A 14,535-nucleotide genomic window follows, 5' to 3' on the forward strand; every position below is an offset into this window, starting at 1 on the left:
AGGGGCGCGGTGGCGGCAACGCGACCGCGCCCTGACACCGTTAGACGAAGGAGTGCGACATGAGCATCCAGACTATTATCAGTACGTCGTCACCGCTACAGAGCAGCCACGAAGCCAGCAGCGTAGTACGCGAGGCCAGGGCCGCCGCGCCGTCCGCGCCAGAAAAGGCAGCGCCGCCAGCAAAACCCGTACAAGCGGCCAGCACGGAACAATTGCAAGCTGCAGTAAAAAGCGTTGAGGAGTATATTCAACCGACCAATGATGCATTGGAATTTAGCCTCAGCGACGAGACGGGCGGCATTGTTGTCAAGATCATTGACCGCGACACCAAGGAAGTGATCCGCCAGATACCCTCGGAAGAAATGATCGCCATCGCCAAAGCGCTTGACAGCATCAAAGGTTTGTTTGTAAAACAGAACGCCTGAGCGCCACGCATCGACGCGTGGCGTGCTGATCAGTCAGGCGCTGAACGCAGCAGGAGTCAATCATGGCAATTTCCTCTCCGGGCCTGGGCTCGAACCTGGATGTCAACAGCATCGTCTCACAGTTGATGTCGGTGGAGCAGCGCCCGCTGACTGCGCTGGCAAAGAAAGAGGCAGCGTATCAGGCCAAGATTTCGGCGCTCGGTTCGCTCAAAGGCTCGATTTCCGCGTTACAGACCGCCGCGTCCAACCTGATCCCCAGCACCGGGATCACGGCGGCAACAAAGTTCACCAGTAACCGGGTCACCGTTGCCGACGGCACCATTCTCACCGCGTCAGCCAAGGCCTCGGCCGTTGCGGGGGACTATACAATCGAAGTCACCTCGCTGGCCAAGGCGCAACGTCTGACCTCGCTGGCCAGCCCGGCGCTCGGCAGCGGCGACCGGACGCTGACCATCGAAACGGGCAGCGTCGCGGGCAGCGGCCCCGATGGGGTTGGCGGTGGTGGCGCCTTCAGCCTGATCGCCGGCAGCAGCGCGGCAGCCATTACCATCGGCAGCGGCGTCACCACTCTGAGCGGAGTCGCCGATGCCATCAACGCCGCCAGTGCCGGCGTCACCGCGACGGTAATCACCAGTGGCAGCGACAGCTATTTGTCGCTGACCAGCCAAGGCATGGGCACCGGCAACGTCATTCGCGTAACCGGTGACATCGCCTCGCTCAATTACGACCCATCAACCGACAGCGGCGGCCTGGTCCAGAAAGTCGGCGACGAAGCCTCCGATGCCGTATTCAAGCTCAATGGCATCGACGTGACGAACAGCGGCAACACCATCACCAGTGTCGTTCAGGGGCTGACCATCAACTTGCTCAAAGAAGGCACAACCAATTTTAGCGTGCAGCGCGACACCTCCAGCCTGACTGTCGGCGTCAATGCATTTGTCAAAGCCTACAACGACTTCAATACCGCCAGCGCCAGCCTGGGCAGCTACAACGCAGCAACCAAGGCGGCCGGCGTGCTCAATGGCGACAGCACCCTGCGCTTGGCGCAAAGCACCCTGCGCTCGGTGACCGGCAGCATTCCCACAGGCATCACCAGCACCACCTTGACGCGCCTGTCCGATATTGGCGTCAACATTCAGAAGGATGGCAGTCTGGTCGTCGATTCGAGCAAGCTGGCAACAGCGATCAGCAGTGATTTTACCGGCGTCGCCAATCTGGTTTCGGCTTATGGCAGCGCATTCAAGACGGCCGCCGAAGGGCTGACTAGCACCGGCGGCAGTATCAGCACCCGCACCGATGGCCTTAACGCTTCGATCAAGAGCCTGGACAAGCAGGGCGAGAAAATTCTCGACCGCCTGACACAAATCGAGGCGCGTTACCGCAAGCAGTTCACCACGCTGGATACGACGATTTCCAACCTGAATAAGACCAGTACCTATTTAACGCAACAACTCGCCAACCTGCCCAAGATTGGTTAGGAGTACTAAATGTTCGGCAATGCACGCAACGCGATTTCAGCCTACCAGAAGGTAGGCGTTGACGCAGCCATTGAGGTCGCTGACCCGCACCGGCTGATCCTACTGCTTTTCTCCGGCGCCCAGGCGGCGATCGGCAACGCCCGCGCCGCCATGCATTTGAAACAAATCGCCGCCAAGGGTCATGCCATCTCGCAGGCCATCGACATCATCAGCAACGGCTTAAAGGCCAGCCTTGACCAGGAGAATGGCGGCGATATCGCCCCCCGGCTCGAAGCCCTCTACGATTACATGGTGTTCCGTCTGCTCAGCGCCAATATGAAGAATGACTTGCAGGCGCTGGAAGAAGTCTCCGGTTTGCTCGAAGAAATTCATTCAGCCTGGCGCGACATTGCGCCGTCCCAGCAACAACAAGCGGTGGCATGAGCCAGAATCTACGTGTGCTGGAAAATTTTCTGGCGCTCTCCGAGGCCATGGCCCGTGCCGCAGCCGCGCAGGAATGGGACAGCCTGGCGCGCGCTGACGAGGAGCGCGGCACTCTTGCAGACAAACTGCCTGACGACCTTGGCGCGCAACTGCCGCCATCAGAACAGGGGCAGGCGCGAACACTCATTGAACGCTGCCAGCACCTGGATGCGCAAACTCGCACACTGGTCGAAGAACGCCAGAAATCATTGCGCATTCTGCTGCGCGAAACCAGCCCGTAAGCTGCAATGATCCCCGCCGACGTCGCCAGCCGCCTGCAGGTTTCTGCCGACAGTGCACTGCGTCCGGTGGCGCCGGCGCAGGAAATTGCCGACAAGCTCTCCGGCCTGATCGCCGGTCAGAAGGTCATGGCGGAAATTCAGGCCATGCTGCCCAATGGCACGTATCGGGCGATGATCAACCAACGCAATGTCACTCTGGCGCTCCCTTTTTCTGCCAAAAGTGGTGATGCGCTCGAACTCCTGGTCACCGAATCTGATGGCAAGCTGGCACTGGCCGTAGCCACCCGCCCGGACGAAGGCGGCAAGCCGGCTGCCGCCTCGACCTCGGCAACGCTTAGCCGTACCGGCCAACTGATTAGCAACCTGCTTTCCGAAACCCGCGACGCCAAGGGCGGAGCCGCCACACCGCTAAACGCCAACCAGCCGCTCAGCGCCACGCCAGTCAGCGCACAAAACTTGCTGCCCCAGCTCAAGCAGGCGATTACACAAAGCGGGATGTTCTACGAAGCGCATCAAGCCGAGTGGGTTGAAGGCCGTTTTCCGCAAGCAGCGCTACTCCAGGAGCCTCAAGGAAAACTGTCTTCACCGAACGCATTCACAACCGCGACGATTGCGATGACTGCGCAAGAGGGCCGTGTAGCGCAGCCCAAAGCGCCGGTTGGCGCTGGCGAACCGGCGGCCGCCCTGCGTCTAGCTGCAGACGACGTGCCGACGTCTGAGGTCAGCAAAACCAGCTCTACTCAACCGTCAGCAGCGCCGGGTCAGGTGGTCGCACCACAGACGCAAACCCTTGTGCAACAACAACTGGAAGCGCTGGCGACACAAAACTTCAGTTGGCAGGGCCAGATCTGGCCGGGTCAGGAAATGCGCTGGGAAATTGACGAAGACGCCGCTCGGCGTGATCATGGGGGCGACGAGACCGCCGCCAAGTGGGCAACACGGCTGCACCTGACGCTGCCGAACCTGGGTGAAATCGATGCCCAGCTTCGCCTGCAGGGCACCCAGATTACCCTGATGATGACGGCCGGCAACGCTGAAACACGCGCCCTGATGCGCGCTTCGAGCGTGGCGCTGCGCAGCCAGCTTGATGAGGCCGGCATCACCCTGGCCTCGCTTGGCGTAGCTTCGCTTACTGCCGGCAAGAGCGATGGCCAAGGCCGACAATGATCCGCTGAAAAGTGCTGTGGCTCTGGCGTACAGCCAGACGGACGCAGCCCCGCGAGTGGTCGCCAAAGGGCGCGGCGTAGTCGCCGAACAGATCATCTTGCGCGCTCGCGAACACGGCGTTTATGTGCACGAATCACCGGAGCTCGTCTCGTTGCTGATGCAGATCGACCTCGATCAGCGCATTCCGCCGCAACTCTACATCGCCGTTTCGGAACTGCTGGCCTGGATCTATCGCCTGGAAAATGGCCTGCCGGCCGCCGCATCCCCTGTTCTCTCAGCCTTGCCTGAAACGCTCGAAAAAACGTAAGTTGCCTGGACGAATCGTTTTGGCATAAGCCTTTACGTCATCCTTCCTGCTCAAGTCTTTCATTTCTCCTGGAGGAAATTTGCTTTAAACTCTTCACAGAAAACGCTTTCAGGATTGAAAATGGCAGAAACCGAAGTCCAGGCGGACTCAGAACCCTCACCAGCTGCATTTGAACTCGAGCGACCCAACGACTACAGCAAGTTTTTGCTGTACTCCAAGTCGGAAATCCTTGCTGTCCTGCGTGCCCTGATTCAAAAAGGGTCGATGGTCACGGTCCATTTTGACCGGGGCAATTCTTTCCTGCTCACCTCGATCATCGCCCTGAGCACCGACAATCGCGAGTTTTTCCTCGACATGGGCAGCGACGACGAGATGAACCGCAGGGCGTTGCTGACCAACAAGCTCATTTTCACGACGATTATCGACAAGGTGAAAGTTCAGTTCAGCCTGAACAAAGTGTCACAAACACAGCACGACGGACGCCTCGCCTTTCTCGCCAGCGTTCCCGAAACACTGCTCCGTCTGCAGCGCCGCGAGTATTTTCGGCTGCCCACTCCGGTAGTCAATCCACTCAAACTTAATACCATCGTCAAGTGCCCAGACGACAGCACGTTGCGTCTCGATCTGTCGCTGATGGATATCAGCGGCGGCGGTGTTGGCCTGATCGTACCACCCGATCAGGCCGGACTTTTCCAGCGCGGAGACATCCTGGACGAGTGCAAAATCATGCTGCCCGACGAGGGTTTGCTGATCGTTAGCCTGTGTGTGCGCAACCAGTTTGACGTCACCACTCGCAGTGGCTCGCGGTTTTTCCGCGTCGGTTGCGAATTCCTAAACTTATCCGCCTCCCGACTTACTCTGGTTCAGCGCTACATCACGCGCATCGAACGCGAACGCAAGGCAAGACTGAACGGCTTGGCCTGAAACAGTAACGGCGCCTCGAAGCGCCGTTATTCTCTGCACAGTGTAAAAGTCAGCGCAGCGTTTTATATCTGCATATTCATCACGTCGTGATACGCCGATACGAGCTTGTTGCGCACCTGTACCATTTCCTGAAAAGAAATATTGGCTTTCTGCAGTGAAATCATGACCTCGTGCAGATTGCCGCCACCCTCGCCGGCGGCAAAATTTGCCGCCATGCCCTCCGCCTGCTGCTGCGTCTGATTGACCTGAGCGATCGAATTCTGCAACACCTGAGCGAAGTCAGCCCCACCCGTTGCCGGGCTCTGTGCTTCGGATACACGGCCACCGGCCTGCGCCGCAGTCGCCCGCAAAACACTCAGCATCTGATCAATACCCTGGGTATCCATTACCTTCTCCAAACATTTGTCACAATGACCAACGCAATAAGTGCGCCAGATTGACAGCCGCGAACGGAAATTATCTGCTCACTCGATGAACAACCCGGCTTCCCGGTACTGTTTAAGCTTGTGTCGCAAAGTCCGTTCAGACATTCCCAGGCGTTCGCCGGCAAGTTTGCGCGAACCAGCCACCGCGTTCAGGGTGTCCAGAATATGCTCACGCTCCATGTCTCTCATATTATCGGTCTTTTGCTCGTCCGCCAGTGCTGCTGATGAATCTGTATTCTGCCGCATGGCACCGGCCGCTGGCATCGACACCGCCAGCGTGAGATGCAAGGCATCAACTTCAACGACATTCCCCGGAGCAAAGATCACGGCGCGCTGCATGACATTTTCCAGTTCTCGAACGTTTCCCGGCCACCCGTGTCGGCGCAGTGCATCCTCGGCAGACGCTGACAGGCGCAGCCCGGTCCGCCGTGAACGACCGCCGTGCTCGGCCAGAAAATGCTGCGCCAGCGGCACAATATCGTCGGGACGCTGACGCAGGGCGGGAATCAACAGGGGAAACACGTTCAGCCGATAATAAACGTCCTCGCGCAAAACGCCCCTGCTCACGGCCTCGGCCATGTCCCGGTTGGACGTGGCAATAATGCGAATATCCAGGGCGACCGGTTTCTTGCCACCAACCCGCTCGACCTCACGTTCCTGAAGAACGCGCAGGAGCTTCGCTTGCAGTCCGATCGGCATCTCGGTCACTTCATCGAGCAGCAGTGTTCCATTCTGTGCCTGTTCGAACTTGCCGGCCTGAGCCTGCTGCGCACCGGTAAACGCACCTTTCTCATAGCCAAACAAAGTCGCTTCGAGCAAGCTGTCCGGAATGGCCGCGCAGTTAATGGCGACAAAGGGGCCAGACCGACGCTGCGAATGATTGTGGATGTAGCGTGCGACAACCTCCTTGCCAACGCCGCTTTCACCAGTTAGCAATACTGTGGTGTCGGTCTGTGCCACACGTGCGGCCAGGGCGAAAAGATTGCGGCTTACCGGGTCCTTGGCGACCACCCGGTCGTCATCCATCGCTTCCGGCAGACGGTAGCGCGCCACGTGTTCAAGCAGCGCCTTCGGTTCGAAAGGCTTGAGCAGGAAATCGCAGGCGCCGCAACGCATGGCCTCAACCGCCCGGTCAACATCGGCATAGGCGGTCATCAACACCACCGGCAGATGCGGGAAACGGCTACGAACCTCTTTGAGCAGGGCAATCCCGTCCATCGGCATCATGCGCACGTCGCTGACCACCAGCGCCACAGGCTGTGCTTCGAGCAGATTGAGCGCCGCTTCCCCGCCCGACGCAGAAACGACCGCCTGCCCGGCAAGTTCGAGCGTATCGCACACCGCTTCGCGCAAATTGGGGTCGTCTTCGACAACCAGTATCGGCAATCCCTGAGCCATCATTCAGCTATCGTCCCGGCAGGCAGCAGCATGACGAATTCCGACCCCTCACCGGGTATTGAACTGACTTCGATGCTGCCGCCATGAGCACGCGCGACACCGAGCGCGATGGCCAGACCAAGCCCTGTCCCCTGACCCCGAGTGGTAAAAAAGGGTTCGAAAATCCGCGCCTGCGCTTCCGGCGCGATACCGCCCCCGGTATCGCGCACGCTGAGTCGAAGGTGCCGACCAGCGATACAGGCGCCCAGACTGACCTGTGCAGCGCCTTCATGACGCCCCTCGCAGACCTGCAGGGCATTTTCCAAAAGGTTGACCAGCGCACCACCGAGCGCCTTCCGACTGCCGGTGATCATAGCATCACCGACCTGGGCGGTGACGCTGAAACTGACCCCTTTTTCCTGGCACAGGGGCGCCATCGTCTGGGCGACTTCGGCAATCAGCGCTGCGGCAGGGATCACATCACGACCAATACTCTCACCGCGCGCGAAAAGAAGGACATCCTGAATCAAGCGCTCGAGACGCTTCAACTGTTCACTCGCCTTACCGGCAAAGCGGGTACGTGCGGCATCGGAAAGATCCGGCTGAGCAAGATTGGCGCTGTAAAGCAAGGCCGTGGCCAGCGGTGTTCGCAACTGGTGCGCCAGCGCGGCGGCCATCTCACCCATCGCCGCCAGGCGCTGGTTGCGTTCAACCTCGGCCTTGAGTTCATGGGCAACCGTAATGTCGTGAATCAGCAGCAGACGCCCGCCTGCTGAATCAATCGGACTCTCGGCAATCGAAACGCGCCGCGCGTCAAGCTGCCACTCGTCCGGCGCATCGCTGGCAGCAAGCTGCGCTTGCGCCAGCGCTGACCAATCGCTGCCAATGATGGCCTGACCGAGCATTTGTCGGGCGACCGGATTGGCTTCGCTGATCAGTGCTGCGCTGTCGAGAACCACCACACCGGCGGGTAGGGCGTTAAGCAGCAGGGAAAGACGCTCGGAAAGCGCCTCCTTTTCCTGGTATTGCCTAAGCAACTCACCATTGGCAACGGCCAACTCGGCGGTCAGCGATTCAACACGACCTTGCAAGCCCTCGTAAGCCTGAGTGAGCTCGAGCGACACCTGATTGAAAACATCAAAAGCACGCTGCAATTCCTGCGCTTTCATCTCCGGGGCCGCTATTTGCGCCGCTTCACTCATTCGATGGAAAATCCCGTGCAATTAACAGCTACAATAGTAGAATATTTCTCAGCACTTTTCGCTTTTTGCTTGATTAATCGCAAAGTTAACACATTATCGCAAGCATGGCGGCGACCGGAACCAACACCAGACCTACAGTAGGCACAGACAATCTGACTGATCGCCTGCGCTATGCCCTGTCGCGTTTGAGCAACCAGCAGAAGATTCTGCTGATGATTTCGATTGCTGCTGTCGTCGCCCTGATCGTGGCCAGCAGCACCTGGCTCAAGCAGGCCGACTACCGTGTTCTTTTTTCCAATATCTCCGAACGTGATGGCGGCGCCATCATCGCTTCGCTTGAACAGCTCAACATTCCCTACCGCTTCAACGAAAGTGGCGGCGCCATTCTGATCCCCGGTGGGCGGGTGCATGAGGTCCGCCTGCGCCTCGCCACGCAAGGCTTGCCCAAAGGTGGCGGCGTTGGCTTCGAGCTCATGGAAAATCAGAAGTTTGGCATCAGTCAGTTTGCCGAGCAGGTCAATTATCAGCGCGGCCTCGAAGGCGAATTGTCTCGCACCATCCAGTCGATCGGCGCGGTTCAGACAGCGCGCGTACATCTGGCGATTCCCAAACCAAGCGTTTTCGTTCGCGAAGAATTGAAACCCTCGGCTTCCGTGTTGATCAACCTGTACCCCGGTCGCTTGCTCGATCCCTCGCAAATCGCCGGCATCCAGAATCTGGTCGCCGCCAGCGTACCGAATCTTGCCGTCTCTGGAGTCACGCTCATTGACCAGAGTGGGGCGCTACTCTCGCAATTGAAGAGCAAATTAATGGAGGTCGGCCTCGATCCGTCGCAGATCCGTTACGTCCAGGAAATCGAGGCAAGCGCCATCAAGCGGGTGGACGACATACTGTCGCCGATTGTCGGACAAGGCAACGTGCGCGTCCAGATTGCCGCCGATGTTGATTTCTCGCAAAGTGAGCAGACGGCTGAAACACACCGTCCGAATACCACACCACCCGACATCAGCATCCGCAGCCAGCAGAGTAGTGAATCGGCGAGCGCCACGCCGTCGGCACTCGGCATTCCGGGGGCGCTCTCCAACCAACCTCCCGTGCCGGCCACCGCTCCGCTAACGCTGCCGGCCGTCCCCGGCGCAGGCACTGTCGCTGCCCCCGGCCAACCCTTGCCGGGCCAGCTTAACGCCGCCGGTGTTCAGGCGCCGATCGCCAGCGTCGCCCAGCCGATTAACACGCGCAAGGATTCGACGGTTAATTACGAGGTCGACAAGACCATTCGTCACACCAAACAATCGGTCGGTACGATCAAGCGTTTGTCGGCGGCGGTCGTAATCAATCACCGCAAGGACGCCAAAGGCCTCAACAAGCCGCTCTCTGACGTCGAACTCAAACAGATCAACGAGCTGGTCAAGGAGGCCATGGGTTTTAACAAGGAACGCGGCGACACCGTCTCGGTGGCCAATGCGCCGTTCACAACCATTGACCGGAACGATTCGGGAATCCCGCTCTGGAAAGACCCGGAGATTCTCTCGCTGCTCAAGGAACTCTTCAAATACGGCGCTATTGCTGCCATCATCGCCTACCTGATGCTCAAGATTGTTATCCCGCTCGCCAAGTCAATGCTTGCCGCACCGCCGCGCCCAGCGCGCGTCAACATCGTCGTCGACGACGAGGAAAATCTGCCACCTTCGGCAGCAGAGTCCCTGGAGCGAAAACTCGGGCACGCACGCGACCTCGCAAAGCAAGACCCGAATGTTGTCGCCAACATCATCAAGGACTGGACGGGCGCCAATGCCAGTTGAAGACGGCGTGGAAAGGAGCGCCATTCTGCTCATTGCGCTCGGCGAGGACTACGCCTCCGAAGTGCTCAAGCACCTCGGCCCGAAAGAGGTACAGAAGCTGGGGCACGCCATGGCCGCCTTGAAGTCGGTGCCGCGCACCCGGGTAGAAGACGTTCTGGCTCAATTCCAAAAGACAGCGCGCGACGCCGCAGCAGTGCACGTCGATACCGACGCCTATGTCCGCTCAGTGCTGACCAAGGCGCTGGGGGACGACAAGGCGGCCAACCTGATCTCGCGCATTCTTCAGGGCGGCGATACCAACGGCATTGAAGGACTGAAATGGATGGATGCGCCGACAGTCTCCGATCTGATCCGCAACGAACACCCGCAAATCATTGCCACCATTCTCGTCCACCTCGAAAAAGACCATGCCAGTGACATTCTTAATCACTTTACCGAGCGCCTGCGCAACGATGTAATACTGCGCATCGCCACCCTTGAAGGGATTCAGCCCGAGGCGCTAAGAGAGTTGAACGACGTCATGCTTCGCCTGCTCTCGGGCTCCGCCAACATCAAGAAGTCGGCCATGGGCGGAGTGCGCGCGGTCGCTGAAATCCTTAATTTCATGGGCACCGCCAATGAAACGACGGTCGTTGATTCGATCCGCGAATACGACCCCGACCTGGCACAGAAAATTCTCGATGAAATGTTCGTCTTCGAGAACCTGCTTGATCTGGACGACCGCGGCATCCAGTTGCTCCTACGCGAAATCCAATCTGACTCGTTGATTCTTGCCTTGAAAGGCGCTTCCGAGCCATTGCGCGAAAAGATTTTCAGGAACATGTCGCAGCGTGCGGCAGAAATGTTGCGCGAAGATCTCGAATCGCGCGGCCCGGTGCGCCTCTCGGAAGTCGAAGGCGAGCAAAAGGAAATCCTCAAGATTGTTCGCCGTCTGGCCGACGAAGGCCAGATCGTGCTCGGCGGCGCGGGTGGCGAGGAAATGATCTGAGCGCGCTGCGGCCATGACCAGCTTTTCTCCCAAAGAGAAACTCACCGCTTACCAGCGCTGGGAAGTTGCTGCCTTCGACGAAGCCGAACAGGACGCCGCACACACAGCCAAAGTAGCAGCGGCACCGGCTGACATCAGCAAAGCTGAAAGTGCCGAGCCGGTAGTCCTGCCGACGGCGGACGACATTGAGCGCATGCATATCGAAGCTCACGCGCAGGGTTACGCCGCTGGTCATGCGGAAGGACTTGCGCTAACGCGCGCCAGCGCGACCAGAATCGATGTTCTGATGACCAGTCTGCAGCAGTCGCTCATGGCGCTCGACCAGCAGGTTGCCGACCAATTGCTGGCGACCGCCGTTGAAATCGCCAGTCAGATGCTGCACCAGAGCCTGCGCGTCAAACCGGAACTGCTGCTGCCGGTAGTCAAGGAAGCAGTCTCCACACTCCACCCGCATATGGGCCATCCGGCCCTCTTCGCCCATCCCGACGATGCGGCATTGATCCGCTCGCACCTTGGCGATCAGCTCGCGCACAACAACTGGCGAATCATTGATGACGCCACGCTGAGCGCAGGCGGATGTCGCGTCGAACTTGGCGCTAGCGAAGTCGACGCCACCCTGGAAACCCGCTGGCGAAGAGTGATCGAATCCATCGGCATCAGCCAGGAGTGGCTGAGCGATATGCCGTGAGGCGTTGATGACCATGAATGACGCCCTGAAAAACGAGCGCCTGAGCGCTTGGCGCGGCTTTCTCGACAACTGCCGCGAAGCTGCCAGTCAGGCCACGCCCTTGCTCCCCAGCGGCCACCTGACACGCCTCAATGGCCTGGTCATGGAAGCTTCCGGTCTGAAGTTGCCACTGGGCAGTTCTTGCCGGATTCTTCCTGCCGGCGGTTCGTCGATCGAAGCCGAGGTGGTCGGTTTCAACGGCGAACGGCTATTTCTGATGCCGTCGGAGGATGTTTACGGCCTGTCGCCTGGCGCCAGAGTAGTTGCTCTGGAAACACGCACCACGCCACCAAAGCTGGGGCAAGCACCAAACACCAAGCGGCGCGCCATTGATCGCGCCAAGCTTCTTCCAGTCGGCAACGCCCTGCTTGGACGGGTGATTGACGGTGCCGGCCGCCCCCTCGACAAACACGGGCCAATCATCGCCGACACCCTGCGTCCGCTGCAAAGTCGCCCGGTCAACCCGATGTCACGCGCACCGATCGAACAATCGCTGGATGTTGGCATTCGCGCCATCAATGCCCTGCTGACCGTTGGCCGTGGGCAGCGCATGGGGCTTTTTTCCGGATCCGGTGTCGGCAAGAGCGTCCTGCTCGGCATGATGGCGCGCTACACCTCGGCCGAGGTCATTGTCGTCGGACTGATTGGTGAGCGCGGCCGCGAAGTCAAGGAGTTCATCGAACAGATTCTCGGCGAGGAGGGGCTGCGCCGGTCGGTCGTCGTCGCCGCGCCGGCCGACGTCAGCCCGCTGATGCGCCTGCAAGGCGCCGCCTACGCCACATCGATCGCCGAATACTTTCGCGATCAGGGTCGCCATGTCCTACTGATCATGGATTCGCTGACCCGCTTTGCCATGGCGCAACGTGAAATTGCTCTGGCCATCGGCGAGCCACCGGTCACCCGTGGCTACCCGCCTTCGGTGTTTGCCCGGCTTCCACAACTGGTTGAACGCGCTGGCAACGGGGCCGACGGGGGAGGGTCAATCACCGCCTTCTATACCGTGCTGGCCGAAGGCGATGACCAGCAAGATCCGATTGCCGATGCCGCACGCGCCATCCTCGACGGTCACGTTGTTCTGTCGCGGACGCTGGCCGACGCCGGGCATTATCCGGCAATCGATATTGAGCAATCGATCTCGCGCGCCATGGTCAATCTGATCGAGCCGGAACATCTGGAACAAATCCGCCACTTCAAGCAGCTTTACTCACGCTTTCAACGCTCACGCGACCTGATCAGCGTCGGCGCCTACGTCGCTGGCACCGACCCGCTGCTCGATCAGGCGATCAAGCTCTACCCCGTCTTTGAAAGCTTCCTGCAGCAAACCCTGAGTGAACGCGCCAATTTTTCAGGCAGCGTTGATCAACTTTATGCCCTCTTCGGTGCTCACCGCGCAGTTCGGTCATGACCAAGCCTTTCTCCCTGCAAACCGTTCTCGAATTGATGCAAATGCGCGCCGATGATGCAACGCAACTACTCGCACGATTGGTTGCCAACGAACGCAACGCAAAAAACAAACTCGAAATGTTGCAACAGTATCGCGGCGAATACGCCACACGGTTTCAGGCGGCGGCGCAGAACGGCTTGGCTCAGCGCGAATTTCGCAACTATCAGGAATTTCTCACGCGACTTGACGAAGCCATTGATGCGCAGGGCCTGGCCGTCGCACAGCAGGTGCAGCGCACGGCTTCCGGCCAAACACACTGGCAGCAGCAACGAACGAAACTCAAGGCCTTCGATACCCTTTCCGAACGCCACTACGCCAGCGAAAACGCCCAGGAACTCAAGCGTGAACAAAAAACCCAGGACGAGTTTGCTGCACGCATGAAAGACGACAAGACGGCTGGCTAATTCATCGCCTGCTTCATCGCCGGTTTCATCACTTATTCCTGGCGAAGACAGCGCCAGGATTTTCCGTATGGCACGCATATTGCTCATACCAGAGCAATAGTCGCCACCAAGGAAAGACCATGTCAATTACCATCGTTTCGGCACCGTCCAAGCCAACACAGGCCACCGCAGTCGATAATGTGAGCGACAGCGATACATCCGCTCAGGATTTCGCCAGCCTGTTGCTGGGCCAACTGGCCGCCAGCCTACCCGAGATACCCTTTGCCCCTCCCATCCAAGCGGATTTACCCGTCGCTGATGCGGCGGCACCAACCGATACCGCCGATGCGGCTTCCCTCCTGGCTGCACTCGGGTTTGTTGCGCCGCAAACCAGCACCCAAAGCGCCTTGCCGGACATTGCCAAGACCGACAAGGTCACGGCCGACCCTTTGACGGCAGTGCAGACATCCGTAACACCCGGGAAAAACCCTAAAGCAGAAGGAAAAACCGAATCCCTCATCGCCGAACCCGTGCTAACCGGGGCGCCGATCACTGATGACAAAGCGGCAAAATTTGCCGCTGCCCCCGTTGTTGCCGTGGCGGTTGAGGCCGTACTGCCCAAGAACATTTCGACCGACCCCCTCTCAAACAGCATCCCGGTGCTCAACAACACCGCGCCAAACAACATTAGCAACCTCCCGACTCACCGTGATATTCCATCACTAGCCCTACCCACACCAATCCGCGATCAAAACTGGGGCGCAGATTTTGGCCAGAAAATCGTCTGGCTCGCCACTAACGACAAGCAGTCCGCCCAATTGACCTTGAACCCGCCGCAAATGGGGCCGATAGAGATATCGGTGAACATGGACAAGGGCAACGCTTCGGTTTCCTTTGCTTCGGCACATGGCGAGGTTCGCGACGCGATCGAAACGGCTTTGCCAAGACTGCGCGAGATGTTTGCCAGTGCAGGTATTGAATTGGGACAAACCAACGTCAGCGCCGAATCATTCAGACAACAGGGTGGAAACGCTGAGCAACAGCAGAGTTCATCGCGGTCGATGGCCGATAACGCTATACTTGCCGGGAACACGGCAGGATCGCTGCAAATCGGAGCATTTGGTGCGCAGCAGGGAAACGGGCTGGTTGATATTTTCGCCTGATTGCCATGCACTACCCGCT

16 protein-coding genes are annotated in these 14,535 nt (G+C 59.0%); 13 read left to right on the top strand and 3 right to left on the bottom strand.

The features are described from left to right. Nucleotides 1-59 precede the first annotated feature (59 nt). The 7 genes from Q1J43_RS12990 to Q1J43_RS13020 all read left to right on the top strand — a co-directional run bounded on the left by Q1J43_RS12990 (nucleotide 60) and on the right by Q1J43_RS13020 (nucleotide 5,005). A complete protein-coding gene (locus tag Q1J43_RS12990) occupies nucleotides 60-425 on the top strand; it encodes a flagellar protein FlaG (RefSeq protein WP_301102921.1) in 366 nt (121 codons plus the stop codon). A 62-nt stretch (nucleotides 426-487) separates the two neighbouring features. Further along, nucleotides 488-1,903 carry a flagellar filament capping protein FliD gene (fliD, locus tag Q1J43_RS12995; protein WP_301102922.1) on the top strand — a complete coding sequence of 472 codons (1,416 nt, stop codon included), beginning with the start codon at nucleotides 488-490 and terminating at the stop codon, nucleotides 1,901-1,903. 9 nt (nucleotides 1,904-1,912) lie between these two features. After that, nucleotides 1,913-2,326: a flagellar export chaperone FliS gene (gene fliS / locus Q1J43_RS13000; protein WP_301102923.1), complete on the top strand. Its 414-nt coding sequence runs from the start codon at nucleotides 1,913-1,915 to the stop codon at nucleotides 2,324-2,326. Continuing rightward, nucleotides 2,323-2,607 (top strand): flagellar protein FliT, encoded by a 285-nt coding sequence (locus Q1J43_RS13005; RefSeq protein ID WP_301102924.1) that lies wholly within the window; start codon nucleotides 2,323-2,325, stop codon nucleotides 2,605-2,607. Before fliS ends, Q1J43_RS13005 begins: the two co-directional genes overlap by 4 nt. Before the next feature lie 6 nt (nucleotides 2,608-2,613). Next, nucleotides 2,614-3,774, top strand: a complete 1,161-nt coding sequence (locus Q1J43_RS13010) for a flagellar hook-length control protein FliK (RefSeq protein ID WP_301102925.1) — start codon at nucleotides 2,614-2,616, stop codon at nucleotides 3,772-3,774. After that, complete coding sequence (locus Q1J43_RS13015; protein ID WP_301102926.1) at nucleotides 3,755-4,081, top strand: EscU/YscU/HrcU family type III secretion system export apparatus switch protein; 327 nt, start codon at nucleotides 3,755-3,757, stop codon at nucleotides 4,079-4,081. The genes Q1J43_RS13010 and Q1J43_RS13015 overlap by 20 nt, the downstream gene beginning before the upstream one ends. Nucleotides 4,082-4,201: 120 nt before the next feature. Next, a complete protein-coding gene (locus Q1J43_RS13020; RefSeq protein WP_301102927.1) occupies nucleotides 4,202-5,005 on the top strand; it encodes a flagellar brake protein in 804 nt (267 codons plus the stop codon). A gap of 62 nt (nucleotides 5,006-5,067) precedes the next feature. Here Q1J43_RS13020 and fliE read toward each other — a convergent pair whose 3' ends face one another. From fliE to Q1J43_RS13035, 3 genes are all read right to left on the bottom strand, one after another. Then, the gene (gene fliE, locus Q1J43_RS13025) at nucleotides 5,068-5,391 is read right to left on the bottom strand and encodes a flagellar hook-basal body complex protein FliE (protein WP_301102928.1); all 324 of its coding nucleotides are present in this window, start codon (nucleotides 5,389-5,391) and stop codon (nucleotides 5,068-5,070) included. Between the two features lie 78 nt (nucleotides 5,392-5,469). Further along, nucleotides 5,470-6,828, bottom strand: a complete 1,359-nt coding sequence (locus tag Q1J43_RS13030) for a sigma-54 dependent transcriptional regulator (protein WP_301102990.1) — start codon at nucleotides 6,826-6,828, stop codon at nucleotides 5,470-5,472. Then, nucleotides 6,828-8,009, bottom strand: a complete 1,182-nt coding sequence (locus Q1J43_RS13035; protein ID WP_301102929.1) for an ATP-binding protein — start codon at nucleotides 8,007-8,009, stop codon at nucleotides 6,828-6,830. The genes Q1J43_RS13030 and Q1J43_RS13035 overlap by 1 nt, the downstream gene beginning before the upstream one ends. 104 nt (nucleotides 8,010-8,113) lie before the next feature. Between Q1J43_RS13035 and fliF the strand changes: the two genes are divergently transcribed. The 6 genes from fliF (at nucleotide 8,114) to Q1J43_RS13065 (ending at nucleotide 14,516) form a co-directional block, all read left to right on the top strand. Beyond that, nucleotides 8,114-9,811: a flagellar basal-body MS-ring/collar protein FliF gene (fliF, locus tag Q1J43_RS13040; RefSeq protein WP_301102930.1), complete on the top strand. Its 1,698-nt coding sequence runs from the start codon at nucleotides 8,114-8,116 to the stop codon at nucleotides 9,809-9,811. Further along, a complete protein-coding gene (gene fliG, locus Q1J43_RS13045; RefSeq protein WP_301102931.1) occupies nucleotides 9,801-10,799 on the top strand; it encodes a flagellar motor switch protein FliG in 999 nt (332 codons plus the stop codon). The genes fliF and fliG overlap by 11 nt, the downstream gene beginning before the upstream one ends. Nucleotides 10,800-10,812: 13 nt before the next feature. Beyond that, the gene (locus tag Q1J43_RS13050) at nucleotides 10,813-11,487 is read left to right on the top strand and encodes a flagellar assembly protein FliH (RefSeq protein ID WP_301102932.1); all 675 of its coding nucleotides are present in this window, start codon (nucleotides 10,813-10,815) and stop codon (nucleotides 11,485-11,487) included. Between the two features lie 13 nt (nucleotides 11,488-11,500). Further along, nucleotides 11,501-12,931, top strand: coding sequence for a flagellar protein export ATPase FliI (gene fliI, locus Q1J43_RS13055; protein WP_301102933.1), 1,431 nt, complete (start codon nucleotides 11,501-11,503; stop codon nucleotides 12,929-12,931). Beyond that, nucleotides 12,928-13,374, top strand: a complete 447-nt coding sequence (gene fliJ / locus Q1J43_RS13060; RefSeq protein ID WP_301102934.1) for a flagellar export protein FliJ — start codon at nucleotides 12,928-12,930, stop codon at nucleotides 13,372-13,374. The genes fliI and fliJ overlap by 4 nt, the downstream gene beginning before the upstream one ends. A 119-nt stretch (nucleotides 13,375-13,493) precedes the next feature. Beyond that, nucleotides 13,494-14,516: a flagellar hook-length control protein FliK gene (locus Q1J43_RS13065; RefSeq protein ID WP_301102935.1), complete on the top strand. Its 1,023-nt coding sequence runs from the start codon at nucleotides 13,494-13,496 to the stop codon at nucleotides 14,514-14,516. The last annotated feature ends 19 nt before the right edge of the window (nucleotides 14,517-14,535 follow it).

The sequence above is a fragment of the Propionivibrio sp. genome (assembly GCF_029255185.1).
Taxonomy (GTDB): Bacteria; Pseudomonadota; Gammaproteobacteria; order Burkholderiales; family Rhodocyclaceae; genus Propionivibrio.